The 15,946-nt window shown below is 63.7% G+C and carries 20 protein-coding genes; 8 read left to right on the top strand and 12 right to left on the bottom strand.

Going from position 1 to position 15,946, the window contains the following annotated elements; all coding sequences use genetic code 11:
- Window positions 1-423: 423 nt before the first annotated feature.
- Together HY852_RS09925 and HY852_RS09920 are read left to right on the top strand one after the other, a co-directional pair.
- On the top strand, window positions 424-849 hold the full coding sequence (locus HY852_RS09925) for a DUF5413 family protein (RefSeq protein WP_291604407.1): 426 nt from the start codon (window positions 424-426) through the stop codon (window positions 847-849).
- 91 nt (window positions 850-940) lie between these two features.
- Window positions 941-1,477 (top strand): DUF4112 domain-containing protein, encoded by a 537-nt coding sequence (locus tag HY852_RS09920; RefSeq protein ID WP_291604406.1) that lies wholly within the window; start codon window positions 941-943, stop codon window positions 1,475-1,477.
- Between the two features lie 151 nt (window positions 1,478-1,628).
- Here the strand turns inward: HY852_RS09920 and HY852_RS09915 are convergent, their stop codons facing one another.
- The 10 genes from HY852_RS09915 to napE all read right to left on the bottom strand — a co-directional run bounded on the left by HY852_RS09915 (window position 1,629) and on the right by napE (window position 9,210).
- On the bottom strand, window positions 1,629-1,925 hold the full coding sequence (locus HY852_RS09915) for a hypothetical protein (protein WP_291604405.1): 297 nt from the start codon (window positions 1,923-1,925) through the stop codon (window positions 1,629-1,631).
- A 206-nt stretch (window positions 1,926-2,131) separates the two neighbouring features.
- Entirely contained in the window at window positions 2,132-2,296 is a 165-nt protein-coding gene (locus HY852_RS09910) for a DUF3309 family protein (RefSeq protein ID WP_291604404.1), read from the bottom strand.
- Between the two features lie 116 nt (window positions 2,297-2,412).
- Entirely contained in the window at window positions 2,413-2,823 is a 411-nt protein-coding gene (gene msrB, locus HY852_RS09905) for a peptide-methionine (R)-S-oxide reductase MsrB (RefSeq protein WP_291604403.1), read from the bottom strand.
- Window positions 2,824-2,841: 18 nt separating this feature from the next.
- Window positions 2,842-3,543, bottom strand: a complete 702-nt coding sequence (gene msrA, locus HY852_RS09900) for a peptide-methionine (S)-S-oxide reductase MsrA (protein ID WP_291604402.1) — start codon at window positions 3,541-3,543, stop codon at window positions 2,842-2,844.
- Between the two features lie 279 nt (window positions 3,544-3,822).
- On the bottom strand, window positions 3,823-4,938 hold the full coding sequence (locus tag HY852_RS09895; protein WP_291604401.1) for an ATP-dependent RecD-like DNA helicase: 1,116 nt from the start codon (window positions 4,936-4,938) through the stop codon (window positions 3,823-3,825).
- Window positions 4,939-5,036: 98 nt separating this feature from the next.
- A complete protein-coding gene (locus HY852_RS09890) occupies window positions 5,037-5,675 on the bottom strand; it encodes a NapC/NirT family cytochrome c (RefSeq protein ID WP_291604400.1) in 639 nt (212 codons plus the stop codon).
- Window positions 5,672-6,142, bottom strand: coding sequence for a nitrate reductase cytochrome c-type subunit (locus tag HY852_RS09885; protein WP_291604399.1), 471 nt, complete (start codon window positions 6,140-6,142; stop codon window positions 5,672-5,674). Before HY852_RS09885 ends, HY852_RS09890 begins: the two co-directional genes overlap by 4 nt.
- Window positions 6,143-6,145: 3 nt before the next feature.
- Entirely contained in the window at window positions 6,146-8,650 is a 2,505-nt protein-coding gene (gene napA / locus HY852_RS09880) for a nitrate reductase catalytic subunit NapA (protein ID WP_291604398.1), read from the bottom strand.
- Window positions 8,651-8,681: 31 nt separating this feature from the next.
- A complete protein-coding gene (locus HY852_RS09875; protein WP_291604397.1) occupies window positions 8,682-8,999 on the bottom strand; it encodes a chaperone NapD in 318 nt (105 codons plus the stop codon).
- A 25-nt stretch (window positions 9,000-9,024) separates the two neighbouring features.
- On the bottom strand, window positions 9,025-9,210 hold the full coding sequence (gene napE / locus HY852_RS09870) for a periplasmic nitrate reductase, NapE protein (protein WP_291604396.1): 186 nt from the start codon (window positions 9,208-9,210) through the stop codon (window positions 9,025-9,027).
- 689 nt (window positions 9,211-9,899) lie between these two features.
- On the opposite strand from napE, the gene HY852_RS09865 reads away from it, so the two are divergent.
- The 6 genes from HY852_RS09865 to HY852_RS09840 all read left to right on the top strand — a co-directional run bounded on the left by HY852_RS09865 (window position 9,900) and on the right by HY852_RS09840 (window position 14,279).
- Complete coding sequence (locus HY852_RS09865) at window positions 9,900-10,115, top strand: hypothetical protein (protein ID WP_291604395.1); 216 nt, start codon at window positions 9,900-9,902, stop codon at window positions 10,113-10,115.
- A 21-nt stretch (window positions 10,116-10,136) separates the two neighbouring features.
- Window positions 10,137-11,090 (top strand): aliphatic sulfonate ABC transporter substrate-binding protein, encoded by a 954-nt coding sequence (locus HY852_RS09860; protein ID WP_291604394.1) that lies wholly within the window; start codon window positions 10,137-10,139, stop codon window positions 11,088-11,090.
- A 29-nt stretch (window positions 11,091-11,119) separates the two neighbouring features.
- On the top strand, window positions 11,120-12,061 hold the full coding sequence (locus tag HY852_RS09855) for a TauD/TfdA family dioxygenase (protein ID WP_291604393.1): 942 nt from the start codon (window positions 11,120-11,122) through the stop codon (window positions 12,059-12,061).
- 239 nt (window positions 12,062-12,300) lie between these two features.
- Window positions 12,301-13,107 (top strand): ABC transporter permease subunit, encoded by an 807-nt coding sequence (locus HY852_RS09850; RefSeq protein ID WP_291604392.1) that lies wholly within the window; start codon window positions 12,301-12,303, stop codon window positions 13,105-13,107.
- A 7-nt stretch (window positions 13,108-13,114) separates the two neighbouring features.
- Complete coding sequence (locus tag HY852_RS09845) at window positions 13,115-13,948, top strand: ATP-binding cassette domain-containing protein (RefSeq protein WP_291604391.1); 834 nt, start codon at window positions 13,115-13,117, stop codon at window positions 13,946-13,948.
- A gap of 175 nt (window positions 13,949-14,123) precedes the next feature.
- Window positions 14,124-14,279, top strand: coding sequence for a hypothetical protein (locus tag HY852_RS09840; protein ID WP_291604390.1), 156 nt, complete (start codon window positions 14,124-14,126; stop codon window positions 14,277-14,279).
- Between the two features lie 105 nt (window positions 14,280-14,384).
- Here the strand turns inward: HY852_RS09840 and HY852_RS09835 are convergent, their stop codons facing one another.
- Entirely contained in the window at window positions 14,385-15,764 is a 1,380-nt protein-coding gene (locus HY852_RS09835) for a sigma-54-dependent Fis family transcriptional regulator (protein WP_291604389.1), read from the bottom strand.
- A gap of 50 nt (window positions 15,765-15,814) precedes the next feature.
- Window positions 15,815-15,946 (bottom strand): FliM/FliN family flagellar motor switch protein (locus tag HY852_RS09830; protein ID WP_291604408.1); only part of this gene is annotated, 132 nt, incomplete at its 5' end.

The raw sequence follows: 15,946 nt of genomic DNA, 5'->3' as shown, positions 1-15,946 counted from the left end.
GTCAAACCACTGCGCAGGGAAGGCCGGGTTGTCTCGGCTGCCCTGTGGTTTTCCCGCTGTGCAGTTTGCGCAGAGCCTGCGCACAGCGGGCCACGGGTGCCAGCCGGCACCCGGTCTTCCCTGCGCCCTCTGTTTGAAAGACTGTTTGAAAGAGGGTGTGGAGATCACGCAAAGCTCGGGCGCATCGCGTCGCGAGAATGCGGAGTCGTGCCTCTGGCGTCATTGCGAGGAGCGGTAGCGACGAAGCAACTCGCAAGGACGAGGTGGGATGGATGAGCGCGCCACATTCACACTCGTCATGCGGCCTTGACCTGGCTGACCAGGCATCCGCGTCCTGCCGCGGTGGCGGTGAATCTTGCATGGAAAGCTGTTCAAGCGCTGCGCCGGGCTGCTATATAGTGCAGCACAGGAGCGAGGGGTTTCATGAAGCGCTATCTGGTCTTTGCGTTGGTGGTGCCGTTCATCGGCGGTTTCCTGCTGTTGCTGGCCACCACGTACCAGTCTGGCTATTGGGCGGAGACCAATGCCGCCGAGGTCGCGAAACTCTTCGCCGTGTTCTTCAAGACCCTGCAATTCGCCTATTTGTTTGGCTTCATGCCGGCGCTGATGTTTGGCGCAGTCGATGACATCCTGTGCAACGTGAAGAAGATCGGCCCCGTGCTGCGCATGCTGCTGGTCGGGCTTATCGCCTTCTTCGCCGCCGCGCTGACCTATGCCTCGCGCGGTGCGGAAGCCGGCCTGGTGCAGTTCCTCATGTACGGTCTGGTCGGGTTCGTGCCGGCCGTGATCGCGTCGTGGCTCGTGCATAAATATGTCGAGGAGGGCCAGCCTGTCGCGTCCTCGACGTGAGAGCGGCGCAGCCTTCCGCTTCGAAGCGCCGAATTGCCGCGGCCGCCGCGGACAGGCAACCGGGTCGCGACTGGCGCGTTTTGTTCAGGTCATGATCATGCCGAATGATGACATCGCATCGCGCAGCCGGTCCCGTCCCGGCACTTCGCGCGCGACCTTCACGCGGCCAGAAGCGCACGGTCCCATCATCGACCAGGAAGGCCGGGAGATCCCGCCTGAATCGCTGGAAGAGGGCTTTCGCGAATTCAGCTTCGAGTTCTCCAGCGCCAACCCGTTCGGCAATCTGACGCGGGAGCAGCGGTTGGCGCGGATCGAGGTGATCGCGCGGCTGCTCGACATCGCCTTCGTCGTGCCCGGCACTAACATCCGCTACGGCATCGACGGGTTGATCGGCCTCATCCCGGTCGTCGGCGACGTCATCACCACCGCGATCTCGCTGTGGCTGGTGCGCGAGGCGCGCGCGCTCGGCGCGCCGTGGCACGTGACGGCGCGGATGCTGGGCAATGTCGCGGTCGACGGGGTGGTCGGCTTGGTGCCCTTCGCGGGCGATGCCTTCGACGTCATGTTCCGCGCCAACGTCCGCAACGTTCGCCTGCTGCAGCGCTGGCTGGACAAGCAAGAGAGGTAGGCTCGGGCTGCAGATCAATCGCACCGTGCGGCATCGCAAGCGTCACCTTTTCCCGGGGAGAGGCGAAGTGGAGCGTGCCGCCACCATCTAACGCGAAGAGCGCGACGCCGTAGGCGGTCGCGCTCCGATAGATGAGGAAAGTTGAAGCGGGTTATGCGGCGTCGGCGTTGCCGGCGGCATCGGGCTGGGCCGCCTTGCCACGGCGCGGCAGTGGAAACGCCTCGCTCTCGTACAGGGAACGGATGCCGCGCTGGTCAAAGCGGGCCTCGTCGACCTGCAGGTAGGCGCCGTTCAGCGAGTCCGCCGGCAACTCCTCGATGGCGAAGCGCACGGCCTCCGCGGCGGTACCGAACCGCCGGTAAGTGAAGCCAGCCCGCTTCTTCTTGCGGATCGCAGCGGGAAAAAGCTCGGCGGCGGAGTTGAAGTTGAACTGACGCATAGGACGCATGTTCGAAGACTCTTATCGTTCTGTGTGCAAACGCAGGTTCTGGAGGACGGAGTAGCCGCGACCAGCGGCCAGCCGTGCATGTCATTTCCGCTCTTTAATATAGGCCCATTTGACGGAATTGCGACCCCCGGGCGGACCACATGATGAATCCTCCGCCGGCTCGCGAAACATGAATTAAACGCATTTATTTCAAAGACTTAGCAGGTTCATAGCTTGCCGAGCAAAATCAGCACGATCAACACCACAAGCACGACTCCGCCGATCCCCATGCCGGGATGCCCGAGCCCGTAGCCGTAGCCGCCGAAACGGCCGCTCAAACCGCCCATCAGGTAGAGGATCACCAGGATGATGAGGATCGTTCCGAGGGACATGATGCTCTCCCTTCAGCCCTGGAGGGCTGCCATCTTGGCGAGCAGGAAAGCACATCCCGGCCACGGGTTCCACGATGGAACCCGCAATACCCCGGCTCGGATCAGATGGGCTCAGGTCACTTGGACTTCAGCTTCAGCGCCGCAGAATTGATGCAATACCGCAATCCGGTCGGAGCCGGCCCATCGGTGAAGACATGACCGAGATGGCCCGCGCACTTGGCGCACAGCACCTCGGTGCGCACCATGCCGTGGCTGACATCGGTCTCCTCGTCGATGTGGCTCTCCACCGCCGGCTGAGTGAAGCTCGGCCACCCGCAGCCGGAATCGAACTTGGCGTCGGAATCGAACAGCACGTTGCCGCAGCCCGCGCAGACATAGGTGCCCGGGCGGTGCTCATGCTCATACTCGCCGGAAAAGGGCCGCTCGGTGGCCTTCTCGCGCAGCACCGCATATTGCATCGGCGTCAATTCGCTGCGCCACTCGGCTTCGCTCTTGATGACTTTGCCTGTCGTCTTGGTGTCGGACATGAAGTCTCCCGCGACCATTCAGTTGGTGACCTTGCCGGCGTTCACCAGCGTCGGCTTATCGATGTAGTTGTCGGCGAACAGCCTTTTCAGGTTCTCGACCTTGGGAATGTCGTTGAAGGCGATATAGGGCTGCGTCGGGTGCAGCGTCATATAGTCCTGGTGATAGCCTTCTGCCGGATAGAACGCCTCCAGCGGCCCGACCTTGGTGACGATCGGCTTTCCGTACACCTTTGCGGCGTCGAGCTGGGCGATATACGCCCCCGCCACCTTCTTCTGCTCGTCCGAGGTGGTGAAGATCGCCGAGCGATACTGGGTCCCAGTGTCCGGTCCCTGCCGGTTGAGCTGCGTCGGATCATGCGCGACCGAGAAGAAGATCTGGAGAAGCTTGCCGTAGGAGATCTTCTTCGGATCGTATTTGATCTCAACAGACTCCGCGTGTCCGGTTATGCCGCTCGAGACCTGGCGATAATCGGCGGTCGCCTTGCTGCCGCCGGCATAGCCGGAGACCGCGCTGACGACGCCCGCCGTATGCTGAAACACGCCCTGCACGCCCCAGAAGCACCCGCCGGCGAGCACCGCCGTTTGGATGTTGCCGGCCGGCGCCGCGTTCACCGCAGGGGCGGGAATGACGACCGGATCCTCCGCGGCCCGCGCGGGCGCGGCCAGCGCCAGTGCGGCGGCGACGAGACAAAGCGCAAGGCGGTTGAGATTTCGGCTCATGACGTATCCTCTCCGGAGTGCTCCGCCTCGGGCCACGGCGGGCCTGCGGCGACAATTCACTGCGATCGCCATCGAGCGACCGACCGCCCCTGGCGCTTTTGCCTACCAAAATACGAGCTTGCGCGGCGGCTGTTACCGTCTCGCGGACACGAGTTCGTGAACTGGGTTGCCTTGCTGACCCTCATGGTGAGGAGGCGCGGAACGGCGTCTCGAACCATGAGGCCTCGTTGCGTCATCGTCCTTCGAGACGCAGGCTGCGCCTGCTCCTCAGGACGAGGGCTACACCACCACGGTCAGCCGCTTGGCGGCGCGCGTGATGCCGGTGTAGAGCCAGCGCGCGCGGCTGTCCTGGAACGCGAAGCTCTCGTCGAACAGGACGACGTCGTCCCATTGCGAGCCCTGCGACTTGTGCACCGTGAGCACATAGCCATAGTCGAACTCGTCGTAGGGCTTGCGCTGTTCCCACGGGATCGCCTCGATGCCACCCTCGAAGCAGTCGCTGCGGATGGAGACCTTGGTGACCTTGTGGCCGAAATCCTCGTCCGGCGTCAGCCGCATGCCCAGAATCCTGGATTTCGAGCGCGAGGTGTTGCGCGACTTCACCCGCCACAGCCCGCCGTTGAACAGGCCCTTCTTGCGGTTGTTGCGCAGGCACACCAGCTTGTCGCCGGCAACCGGAAACGGATCCTCGATATTCTGGCGCTGGCGCACCCGCATGTTGTAGGCGCGGCGCGTGTTGTTGCGGCCGACCAGGATCTGGTCCGCCGTCATGACCCGATCGGGATCGAGCTCCTTTCGCGCGACGACCTCGCTCTCGCCGTAACGACCGATGTCGAGTTCCTTGCCCTCGCGGATGTCCATCGACATTCGTACGATGGGATCGTCCTGCGCCTGGCGATGCACTTCGGTCAGCATCGCGTCGGGCTCGCAATTGGTGAAGAAGCCGCCGCCCTGGATCGGCGGCAACTGCGCGGGATCTCCGAGCACGAGCAGCGGACAGTCGAACGACATCAAATCGCGGCCGAGATCACCATCGACCATCGAGCATTCGTCGATCACGATCAGCTTGGCCTTGGACGCCGGCGCGTCGTCCCACAGCTCGAAACTCGGCTGCTCCTCGCCGGATTCGCGTGCGCGATAGATCAGCGAATGAATGGTGGAAGCGCCGTCGCAACCCTTGTTGCGCATCACCAGCGCGGCCTTGCCGGTGAACGCGGCGAACTTGACCTCGCCCTCGACACCCTCGGCGATATGCCGCGCCAGCGTGGTCTTGCCGGTTCCGGCATAGCCGAACAGGCGGAAGATCGGCGGGGTGCCGCCTCGGCCCGGCCTGGCCTTGAGCCAGTCGGCAACGGTCTTGAGTGCGGCATCCTGATGCGGGGTGAAGGTCGTCATGGGTCTTTGGGAAGGCGAAAGGCGAAAAGCGCGACTCGCCGTTCCCAAACTAACCATTCACGGCGCCGGCGCAAGGCTGGCACCGGGGCGATCGGACGTTACTGCCAGCCCGGAATGCCGCGCATGTCGGGCAGGTGGTGGGCGATGCCCTTGTGGCAGTCGATGCAGGTCCTTTCGCCGGTGAAGAGGTAGCGCTGGTGCGCCACCGCCGCCCGCGGCGACTGCTTGGTGATGTCCATCGATTCAGCGCTGTGGCAGTTGCGGCACTCGAGGGAGTCGTTGGCCTTCAGGCGTCCCCATTCATGCAGCGCCAGTTCCAGCCTGCGGTCAACGAACTTTTCGCGGGTATCGAGCGAGCCGAACAGATGGCCCCAGACTTCCTTGGAAGCCTGCATTTTGCGCGCGATCTTGTCGGTCCAGTTGTGCGGGACGTGGCAGTCCGGGCAGCTCGCGCGCACGCCGGAGCGGTTGCTGAAATGGATGGTCGATTTGAGCTCCGCAAACACGTTGTCGCGCATCTCGTGACAGCCGGTGCAGAATTTCTCGGTGTTGGTCACTTCCAGCGCGGTGTTGAAGCCGCCCCAGAAGATGACGCCGGCGATGAATCCCGCAAGCACCAGAACGCCGAGGCCGAACACGGAGCTCGGACGGATCAGCACGTCCACCAATTCGAGGACGAAGCGCCAGACCTTGGCGAAGAAGCCGCCGCCGGATTTGGCAGGATCGACCGCGCTCATCGGCGACCACCCGGGCTGGCGCGGGACAGCAGCGTGTCGATATCGATGAAGTCGTTGCTGATCGGCGGATTGGCGACGTTCTGGGGCACGTGGCACTCGGTGCAGAAGAAACGCCGCGGCGATACGGAGGCGAGGAACTGGCCGTCGCGATCCATGAAATGGGTGATCGAAACCATCGGCGCCCGCGATTCCGCCGCGCGCGCGCGGGCATGGCAGGACAGGCATTTATTGCCCTGGAGGTCGACCTGGTAGCCCTCGATGGAATGCGGGATCACCGGCGGCTGTTCGGGATAATTGCGCACCTCCTTTTCCGAGGTGTTGCGCATCGGCGCCATCGGCGGCGCCGGCCCCTCGTCATTGAGCGGGGTCGGGCCGCGCAGGCCGGAATTAAGCGTTTGCGCGCCGAGCGAGGTGGCGCCGGCTGCCAGCGCAATCGCGAGCATGAAGATCACGGATCGTTTCATCATGGCTCACACCCGCTCGATGCGCACGGCGCACTTCTTGAAATCGGTCTGCAGCGAGATCGGATCGGTGGCGTCGAGCGTCACCTTGTTGATCATCTTGGACTCGTCGAACCATGGCACGAAGACGAGGCCGCGCGGGGGCCGGTCGCGGCCGCGCGTCTCGACGCGAACGCGGATGAAGCCGCGGCGGGACACGACCTTCACCTCGTCGCCGCGGCGGAGCTTCGCCTCCTGCGCGTCGTCCGGATGCATGAAGCAGACGGCTTCCGGAAACGCCCGGTACAGCTCGGGCACGCGGCGCGTCATGGTGCCGGAATGCCAGTGCTCCAGCACGCGGCCGGTCGAAAGCCAGAACGGATATTCGGCATCCGGCGATTCCGCTGCTGCTTCATAGGGCAGGGCGAAAATGCGCGCTTTGCCGTCGGGGAAACCGTAGAATTGGACGTCAGTGCCCTGCTTCACATAGGGATCGCTGCCTTCGCGGAAGCGCCATCTCGTTTCCTGGCCGTTGACGACCGGCCATCGCAGGCCGCGCTCGCGGTGATAGGTCTCGAAAGGCGCAAGGTCATGGCCGTGGCCGCGGCCGAAGGCGGCGTATTCCTCGAACAGGCCTTTGTGCACATAGAAGCCGAACGCCTTGGATTCGTCGTTGGCGTAGCCCGGCTCGATCTCGGAGAGCGGGAATTTGTCGACCTGGCCGTTCTTGAAGAGCACGTCGAACAGCGTCTTGCCGCGATATTCCGGCTTTTTGGCGATCAGCTCCTCCGGCCACACTTCATCGACCTTGAAGCGCTTGGAGAATTCCATCACCTGCCAGAGGTCGGAACGCGATTCGCCCGGTGCAGGGACGAGCTGATGCCAGAACTGGGTGCGGCGCTCGGCATTGCCATAGGCGCCTTCCTTTTCGACCCACATCGCCGTCGGCAGGATCAGGTCGGCGGCGATCGCGGTCACCGACGGATACGCATCGGAGACGACGATGAAATTGTCGGGGTTGCGGAAGCCCGGATAGGTTTCCTCATTGGCGTTCGGTCCCGCCTGCAGGTTGTTGTTGACCTGCACCCAGTAGGCGTTGAGCAGCCCATCGCGCAGCATCCGGCTTTGCAGCACGGCGTGATAGCCGGGCTTGTCGGGAATGGTGCCCTCGGGCAGTTTCCAGATCTTCTCGGTGATGTCGCGGTGCGCCTTGTTGGTGACCACCATGTCGGCCGGCAGGCGGTGCGAGAAGGTGCCGACCTCCCGCGCGGTGCCGCAGGCCGAAGGCTGGCCGGTGAGCGAGAACGGGCTGTTGCCGGGGGCGCAGATTTTCCCGGTCAGCAGATGGATATTGTAGACGAGGTTGTTGCACCAGACGCCGCGGGTGTGCTGGTTGAAACCCATGGTCCAGAAGCTGACCACCTTGGTCTTGGGATCGGCATAGAGTTCGGCGAGCGCCTCCAGCCGGTTGAGCGGCACGCCGGACATTTCCGCCGCCCTTTCCAGCGTGTAGTCGGAAACGAACTTCGCGTACTCCTCGAAGCTGATGTCGACCGCGTCATTGGCCTTCGCGGCGCCCGTCGCCTTCTTCTGCAGCGGATGATCGGGGCGCAGCCCGTAGCCGATGTCGGTCTGGCCGCGCTTGAACACGGTGTGCCGGCTGACGAAATCCTTGTTGGCGCGGCCGGTCTTGATGATGTGGTTGGCGATGGCGTTGAGGATGTAAAGGTCGGTCTGCGGCTTGAACACCATGCCGATATCGGAAAGATCGAACGAGCGGTGCTCGAATGTCGAGAGCACGGCAACGCGCACATGCGGCGCGGAGAGGCGGCGGTCGGTCACCCGCGTCCACAGGATCGGGTGCATCTCCGCCATGTTGGAGCCCCACAGCACGAACGCATCGGTCGCCTCGATGTCGTCATAGCAGCCCGGCGGCTCGTCGATGCCGAAGGTGCGCATCATGCCGGCCACCGCGGAGGCCATGCAGTGGCGCGCGTTAGGATCGATATTGTTGGTGCGGAAGCCGGCCTTGAACAATTTCGAGGCAGCATAGCCTTCCCAGATCGTCCACTGGCCGGAGCCGAACATGCCGACCCCGCTCGGCCCGCGCTTCTTCAGCGCGGCCCTGAATTTCTCCGCCATGATGTCGAAGGCCTCGTCCCACGACACGGGGGTGAACTCGCCGTTCTTGTCGTACTTCCCGTTGGTCTTGCGCAGCATCGGATGCGTCAGACGGTCGTGGCCGTACATGATCTTGGAAAGGAAATAGCCCTTCACGCAGTTGAGGCCGCGATTGACATCGGACTTGATGTCACCATGGGTCGCGACCACCCGGTTGTCCTTGGTGGCGACCATCACGGAACAGCCGGTGCCGCAGAAACGGCAGGCGGCCTTGTCCCATTTGAGTTCGCTCGCCTCGCGCTCGGTGACGAGGTTGGCGGCGAGCGAGGTCGTCGGCATGCCGGCGGCCGCGGCCGCAATGGCGGCGGCCTCGAGCTTCAGCATCTGGCGGCGATCGAGTTTGGGCGAGGTCATCATGGTTCCCCGGCGGGCAAAGGGATGGGCGTTAGGCTTCGATGGCGTGAAAGACGAGCGAGGCGGAATAGACGTCCGGCAGCAGAGCAATGTCGTTGAGCGTCGTGCCCAGGCTGCCGGCATCGGGCGCATCGACCACGACCACGAGCTTGCCTCGTGCGTCGCGGCCGTGGATTTCGCAGCCCGACAAGGTCGTAATGGCGGCCTCGACTTCGCGCAGCCGATCGGGGCGAGCCTGCACGAGAATGCTCGCGATCTCGCCGCCCGGCGGAGCGACGATGCGTTCGGCATTGAGCAGGCGACCGGTGATCAGCGCCCGGCGGTCGATGGCGGTGTGCGATTGAGCCATGGTCGTCATCCTCGCATCGTAGCGTTCAATGCGCCGGAGGCGGGCCTGGCGGTCCGGCGATCATCTGGTAGACCCACACGGCAAGGCCGTAGCTGCCGACGGTCGCGACCGCGAGCGCCGGCATCAACACCGCCGTCAAGAACAGAAACGCGAAGATTTCCATGCGCCGACGGCGCAAACGTCCACGCGTGTCGCCGCCAACGGTCGACATGACTGGTCTCTCTGCAAATTGGGAAAATCTGGACGGCGTCCGGGCCGTTACCTGTGATCAGGCTAAGTCAGTGGGTTCCGGACGCGTTGATCTGGATCAAAGGAACGTAGGATGGACACTACGCCGCAGCCGAGTGGTTGTCGCATTCGCGGTGCCGAACTGCTTCCGCAACATGGATAAAGGATTTGCTGCGCCGCGCCGGGCGAGAAACGCGTTTCGAATTTCAACGCTTTCCGACGTATTGCATCTGCGCCTGCGCGCGCGGTCGGAAGTTTTATCTTCGGATGCATCGTCTCGGCTCCGTGCTCGCCGGATTTGGTGCGACGGACGCAGGCAAACCGGAGAATGCACGAGCCTCCCGCGAGCGAGTCGCGGTCCCGATCGCTTGCGAGATTGTTCCGTTCGTTTTCGATCCGCGGCATGGAAGCGTACATGCGTTGCGATGCAAAATTTGGGGACCCATTTCATTGACCAATTCATGGGACCATCAGATGATTGGTTCCACAGATTGTGTTGCCGAAGGGTTGCCGCATGAGAACGAATGATAGGCCAGTGGTTGGGGAAATGCGCAGGCGCATGACCGGTCGCTGTGTCGCTGCGGCGACCGGAGCCTGTCGCTGATCGCAGCGTACTGACCACCAAGATCGCAAACCAGACAGGGGCGCCGACGTTTCGGCGAACGAGCAGTCATGTCTCAAGCCTTTATCATCGAAATCGAGAGCAGAACCGCAGGCATCGTCGCAAGGGACGAGCGCGGATTCAGGTTCTTCTCCTCCGAACGCGCCTTCGACGGCCTCGAAGGGCGGCAATTCCGTTCCGCCCGCGATGCTGAGCAGGCGGCCAGAGTTGTGCTCCGCCGACGAGGTCGTCCGTTCAATCGGCCGTTGTTTGCGGCTGCGCTCTGATCGTACCGGATAGGAAGGTCAATGATCACACGACGAACCATTCTCGGCGGAACATTGCTGATCGCGGCGCTTATGACGTCGCCGGCGCTGGGCGAAGACAAGCCCAAGGAAATCCGCATCGGTACACAAAAGGGCGGCTTCTTCCCGGCGGTGCGGCAGCGTCATACGGTAGAGGACGCGTTCAAGCCGTTCGGCATCGAGATCAGGTGGATCGACTTCCAGTTCGGCCCGCCGCTGCTCGAAGCGATCAACGTCGGCAGCGTCGATTTCGGCTTCGTCGGCGATTCCCCGCCGATCTTCGCGCAGGCGGGCGGCGCCAAGATCCGTTATGTCGCCGCAGTGAAGTCTGAGGGCAACACGCAAGCCATCATCGTGCCGAAGGACTCGCCGATCAGGACGCTGGCCGATCTCAAGGGCAAGCGCATCGCCTTCGGCAAGGGATCGAGCGCGCACAATCTTCTGGTCGCGGCGCTCGAGAAGGCCGGCGTGGCCTGGAGCGACATCACCCCCGCGCCGCTCGCGCCGGCGGATGCCACCGCGGCTTTCGTCAAGGGCTCGGTCGACGCCTGGTCGATCTGGGATCCCTATCTCGCGCTGGCCGAATTGAAGGAGCACGCCCGCGTGATCGCCTTCGACAAGGACGTGCACAAGCCGAATGCCTTCTATATCGCCGGTTCGGATTTCGTCGAGAAGTATCCATCGCTGGTGGCCAGGCTCAACGCCGCCTTCGCCTCCGAGGGCGTGTGGGCCGACAGCCATCATGAGGAAGTCGCCAAGGCCCAGGCGGAGGCGACGGGCGTTGATTTCGAGGCGATCCGGCGCTTTGTCGAACGTTCGAATTACCGCATCGCGCCGGTCGACGACCAGATCATCAAGAGCCAGCAGGCGGTCGCCGACCGCTATGCGCGACTCGGACTCATCCCCAAGCCCGTCAACGTTTCCGACATCGTCTGGAAATGGACGCCGGGCTCCTGATCAACCCCATCCCAACCAAGGAGCAAGCCATGAGCTTCTACAAGGACTTCAACGACAAGATCGCGATCGAGAAGTGGAATAGCGAACGGCGCGCGCCGTACGAGACTTTGGAGTTGAAGCAGCTGTCGCCGACGGTAGGCGCGGAAATCAAAGGCGTCGATTTATCGAAGGACTTGTCGGACAAGCAGTTCGCCGAAATCCGCCGCGCCGTCGACGAAAATCTCGCGGTCATCTTCCGTGACCAGGAGAAGCTTTCGCCGGAGGACCAGAAGCGCTTTGGCCGCCGTTTCGGCAAGTCGCTGCACCGGCATGAGCTCGCCGCATCGCGCTTTCACTATGACACGCCGTTCGATCCGGAATTCCTGGCATGGAAGACCGGCAAGGATTCCCGCTTCACCCCTGGCGACGGCTGGCACCCGGACGTGTCGTGCGATCCGAGCCCGATTGCGTACTCGCTGCTGCACGTGACCAAGACGCCGCCGCTCGGCGGTGACACAGCCTTCGCCAACATGTACCTCGCCTACGAATTCCTCTCGGATCCGTTCAAGCAGCTCCTCGATGGGTTAACGGCGATCCATGACGGCTCGTTCGGCTGGACCGCGGGCTATGGCGCCAAGCCAGATCCGGGCAAGAACTACCCGCAGTCCGAACATCCCGTCGTCGCCACGCACCCGCGCACGGGACGGAAATTCCTCTACGTGAATGCCTCGTTCACGACACATATCGTGCAGCTGACCCGGCGGGAAAGCGACGCCATCCTCCAATTCCTGTTCCGACATGTGGAGAGCCAGCTCGCGCTGCAGGTTCGCGTTCACTGGCAGCCGAATTCGCTGCTGGTGTGGGACAACTGGGCGAGCCAGCATCATGCGGTGTGGGACTATTATCCCGAAGAGCGCTGGGGCGATCGCGTCTCGGTCGTGAGCGGCGAGGCCCCGAAAGCGCGGCTCGATCTCAGCGAAGCGGCGGAATAGGCGACCGATCAAGGCGATAATAGATGAGGCGGTTTGTTCAACGTTGGATGGCAACCGCCATGCTGTCTGTCAGCATTGTCGCGGGCGCAGTCGGCGCTTCCTACGGGAGGGGCGCCGACATCGACCCGTCCTCTCTTGACGCGAGCCCCGGGAACGTCACGCGCGCTTCGCGCGAATGACGGTCCGTTCGGCGAGACCATCGGCATCGAACGCCGCCCTCAGAAACAGGAATCACACGCATGAGCTTGATCGAAAGTCTTCCGCGTCCTCGCAGCGTGCGCCTGCCGCGGGCGGACGGGTTGATCCAGTGGGTCGTGCCACTGTTCATGATCGCGATCTGGCAGCTTGCCTGCGTGACCGGCCTCGTGCCGGCGCGGGTGTTACCGGCGCCGAGCGACGTCCTGCTCGCAGCATGGAAGCTGCTGATATCGGGCGAACTCGTCCGCAACATCTGCGTCAGCTTCTGGCGTGCCAGCAGCGGCTTCCTGATCGGCGGCGGCATCGGCTTTGCTTTCGGGCTCGCCAACGGCCTGTCGCAGCTCTCCAGCAATTTGACCGACACCACGTTGCAGATGGTGCGCAACGTGCCGCATCTCGCACTGATCCCGCTGGTCATCCTGTGGTTCGGCATCGACGAGAGCGCCAAGCTGTTCCTGGTCGCGCTCGGGGTCTTCTTCCCGATCTACCTCAACACGCTGCACGGCATCCGCACCGTCGACCCGCAGCTGATCGAGATGGGCCGCATCTACGGCATGAGCGACGGCGAACTGTTCCGGCGGGTGATCCTTCCCGGCGCGTTGCCGTCGATCTTCGTGGGCATCCGCTTCGCGCTCGGCATCATGTGGCTGACGCTGATCGTCGCGGAGACGATCGCCGCGTCCTCGGGCCTTGGCTACATGGCGATGCAGGCGCGGGAATTCATGCTGATCGACATCGTGGTCCTCAGCATCCTGATCTACGCCTTGCTCGGCAAATTGGCCGACAGCGCCTCTCGCGTGCTGGAGCGGCTGACGCTCGCCTGGCATCCGGCTTTCCAGCAGCATTGAGGTCGACATGCTCGCAACCCTGCAACTGCTAGCCGAGCCCGTCGACCGCACGGATGTCGCCGAGGAGACACCCTTGCCGCACCGGGCGGATGCAGGGCGCGGCCGCTCTCTTCCGCTGATCATTCGCGGCTTGCGCAAGTCATTCGGCGATCACGAGGTGCTGCGGGGCATCGATGTTCATGTTCCCGCCGGCCAGTTCGTCGCCATTGTCGGCCGCAGCGGCTGCGGCAAGAGCACCCTGCTGCGCCTGATTGCGGGGCTGGAAAAGATCGATGCGGGCAGCATCAGCTTCGGGGAGGAGACGCGGCTGGAGGATGTGCGGGTCATGTTCCAGGAGCCGCGGCTGCTGCCGTGGGCGCGGGTGCTGTCGAATGTCGAGGTCGGTCTTGGCCGCAGTCGCAATTTGCCGGATGCCGACGCGAGAGCCGAAGCGGCGTTGTCCGAGGTTGGCCTTGCAGACAAGCGCAACCAGTGGCCGGCGGTGTTGTCCGGCGGCCAGAAGCAGCGTGTCGCGCTGGCGCGAGCCCTAGTGAGCAATCCCCGCATCCTGGCATTCGACGAGCCGCTTGGGGCGCTCGATGCCTTGACGCGCATCTCCATGCAGCGGCTGCTGGAGCGGGTGTGGCGCGACGAGGGATTTACCGCGATCCTGGTGACGCACGACGTGTCGGAAGCGGTGGCGCTGGCCGATCGGGTCCTCGTCATCGAGGACGGCCGCATTTCCCAGGACATCGAGGTCGATGTGCCGCGTCCGCGACAGCGCGGATCGGCGGATTTCGCCGCGCTCGAAGGCTCGATCCTGCGTCACCTTCTCGGGGCGGACGAAAGGGGCGATTCGTGAGGTTCCCATCACATCCTGCGTCACGTCATCACGGCTGATCGGACGGACTTGCCCGTGCTGGTCTTTTCGCGAGGATCGTCCTAAAAGCGTGCAAATCTTGCGGCAGATCCGCCCTCAGGAAAGCGCGCATGAAGGATCAGCTCGTTCACGTCACGATTGCGCGTGCGCCCGCAGCATGAAACGCGTTGCCACCTGGCTGTTTTACGCCGTCGGCGCGCTGGCGATCGCCTACCTCGCGCTCTACGCTTACGCCATGTTCAGCGGACAGCATCTGGTGCCCGGTGAGCCCATCCGTATTTTCCGCAATCCCGACGCGCCGGATTACTCGTGATCCGGCTCAGTCGGTGAAGGCCGGGCTTGCCATCGCGCGCTTCGCTCCAAACGAAAATGCCCGGCACAAGGCCGGGCATGGTTGGAAGTATCGTAACGTGGCTGGTCAGGACGCCATCCGCTGATAGTCCGAAGTGCCTCCCGACGGCGGCGGGATCGGGACCCCGCCCTCGGCATATTCGTTCAGCTTGTTGCGCAGCGTGCGGATCGAAATGCCAATGATGTTCGCGGCGTGGGTGCGGTTGCCGAGGCAGTGCTTCAGCGTCTCCAGGATCAGGTCGCGCTCGACGTCGGCGACGGTGCGTCCGACCAGCGCGCGGGTGACCTGCTCGGCGGCCTGCGTTGCGTGTGCGACCGCCGGCGGCGTCTTGTTGATATCGAGGCGCTCGCCCTCGGGGGTGATGATCGCTTCCGGTCCGATCTCGTCGCCCTGGGCCATCAGCACCGCGCGATGCATGGTGTTTTCGAGCTCACGGACGTTGCCGGGCCAGCGATTGGTGGTCAGTACCCGCCTTGCCTCGGCGGAGATCGGCCGCAGCGGCACGCCGTTGGCCTCGGCATATTTTTTGGCAAAGTGCTGGGCCAGTTCGAGGATATCGGCAGGCCGCTCGCGCAGCGGCGGGATCTTCAGGTTGACGACATTGAGGCGGAACAGCAGGTCCTCGCGGAAGGTGCCTTCACGCACGGCATCGGCAAGGTTGCGGTTCGAGGTGGCTAGGATGCGGATGTCGACCGGCACCGGGCGCGTGCCGCCGACGCGGTCGATCACGCGCTCCTGGATGGCGCGCAGCAATTTGGACTGCAGGCGGACGTCCATCTCGGAGATCTCGTCGAGCAGAAGCGTGCCGCCGTTGGCTTCCTCGAACTTGCCGATGCGGCGCGCCACCGCGCCGGTGAACGCGCCCTTCTCGTGGCCGAACAACTCTGATTCCAGGAGGTGCTCGGGGATCGCGGCGCAGTTGATCGAGATGAACGGCCGCTTGGCGCGCGGTGAGCGCATGTGGACGTAGCGTGCGAGCACTTCCTTGCCGGTTCCGGACTCGCCGGTGATCATCACCGAGGCGTCGGAGCCCGCGATCTGTTGCGCGAGCTTGATCACCTTGGCCATGGCCTCGTCGCGATAGACGAGCTCGCGCGAGTCGTTGGCGACTGCGGCAAGCACCGCGGCGATAAGTTCCGGGTCTGGCGGTAGCGGAATGTATTCCTTGGCGCCGGCATGGATGGCGGCGACCGCGGCGCGGGCGTCGTTCGAGATGCCGCAGGCGACGATCGGCACGCAAATGTGCTCCGCTTCGAGCCTTAGCACCAGATCGCGAATGTCGAGTCCGACGTCGACCAGCAGGAGGTCGGCACCCTTGCCGCCGCGCAGCACCCGCATGGCCTGATCGAGATCCTCGGCATGGGTCACGGTGGCACCGTTCTCCATCGCGATCTTGGTGGCGGCTGTGAGCTGGCCCTTCAATGTGCCAACGATGAGAAGCCTCATGTCACTCTCCTGTGCGTCCGTTCGCGTTCATGGCGCGTTGTCCTTGAATTTCAGCTGCGTTCCGACTTGATGATTTCCGTCATGGTGACGCCGAGCTTGTCTTCCACCAGTACCACCTCGCCGCGCGCGACCAGCCGGTTGTTGACGTAGATGTCGATGGCCTCGCCGACGCGCCGGTCGAG

Source organism: Bradyrhizobium sp. (genome assembly GCF_016213215.1).
Classification (GTDB): Bacteria; Pseudomonadota; Alphaproteobacteria; order Rhizobiales; family Xanthobacteraceae; genus Bradyrhizobium.
This window is presented reverse-complemented; position numbering and strand designations above follow the sequence as displayed.

Excerpts from the sequence above, each read along its gene's own strand:
- HY852_RS09925 (WP_291604407.1), top strand. The coding sequence starts at position 424 with ATGAAGCGCTATCTGGTCTTTGCGTTGGTGGTGCCGTTCATCGGCGGT.
- HY852_RS09920 (WP_291604406.1), top strand. The coding sequence starts at position 941 with ATGATCATGCCGAATGATGACATCGCATCGCGCAGCCGGTCCCGTCCC.
- HY852_RS09915 (WP_291604405.1), bottom strand. The coding sequence starts at position 1,925 with ATGCGTCCTATGCGTCAGTTCAACTTCAACTCCGCCGCCGAGCTTTTT.
- HY852_RS09910 (WP_291604404.1), bottom strand. The coding sequence starts at position 2,296 with ATGTCCCTCGGAACGATCCTCATCATCCTGGTGATCCTCTACCTGATG.
- msrB (WP_291604403.1), bottom strand. The coding sequence starts at position 2,823 with ATGTCCGACACCAAGACGACAGGCAAAGTCATCAAGAGCGAAGCCGAG.
- msrA (WP_291604402.1), bottom strand. The coding sequence starts at position 3,543 with ATGAGCCGAAATCTCAACCGCCTTGCGCTTTGTCTCGTCGCCGCCGCA.
- HY852_RS09895 (WP_291604401.1), bottom strand. The coding sequence starts at position 4,938 with ATGACGACCTTCACCCCGCATCAGGATGCCGCACTCAAGACCGTTGCC.
- HY852_RS09890 (WP_291604400.1), bottom strand. The coding sequence starts at position 5,675 with ATGAGCGCGGTCGATCCTGCCAAATCCGGCGGCGGCTTCTTCGCCAAG.
- HY852_RS09885 (WP_291604399.1), bottom strand. The coding sequence starts at position 6,142 with ATGATGAAACGATCCGTGATCTTCATGCTCGCGATTGCGCTGGCAGCC.
- napA (WP_291604398.1), bottom strand. The coding sequence starts at position 8,650 with ATGACCTCGCCCAAACTCGATCGCCGCCAGATGCTGAAGCTCGAGGCC.
- HY852_RS09875 (WP_291604397.1), bottom strand. The coding sequence starts at position 8,999 with ATGGCTCAATCGCACACCGCCATCGACCGCCGGGCGCTGATCACCGGT.
- napE (WP_291604396.1), bottom strand. The coding sequence starts at position 9,210 with ATGTCGACCGTTGGCGGCGACACGCGTGGACGTTTGCGCCGTCGGCGC.
- HY852_RS09865 (WP_291604395.1), top strand. The coding sequence starts at position 9,900 with ATGTCTCAAGCCTTTATCATCGAAATCGAGAGCAGAACCGCAGGCATC.
- HY852_RS09860 (WP_291604394.1), top strand. The coding sequence starts at position 10,137 with ATGATCACACGACGAACCATTCTCGGCGGAACATTGCTGATCGCGGCG.
- HY852_RS09855 (WP_291604393.1), top strand. The coding sequence starts at position 11,120 with ATGAGCTTCTACAAGGACTTCAACGACAAGATCGCGATCGAGAAGTGG.
- HY852_RS09850 (WP_291604392.1), top strand. The coding sequence starts at position 12,301 with ATGAGCTTGATCGAAAGTCTTCCGCGTCCTCGCAGCGTGCGCCTGCCG.
- HY852_RS09845 (WP_291604391.1), top strand. The coding sequence starts at position 13,115 with ATGCTCGCAACCCTGCAACTGCTAGCCGAGCCCGTCGACCGCACGGAT.
- HY852_RS09840 (WP_291604390.1), top strand. The coding sequence starts at position 14,124 with ATGAAACGCGTTGCCACCTGGCTGTTTTACGCCGTCGGCGCGCTGGCG.
- HY852_RS09835 (WP_291604389.1), bottom strand. The coding sequence starts at position 15,764 with ATGAGGCTTCTCATCGTTGGCACATTGAAGGGCCAGCTCACAGCCGCC.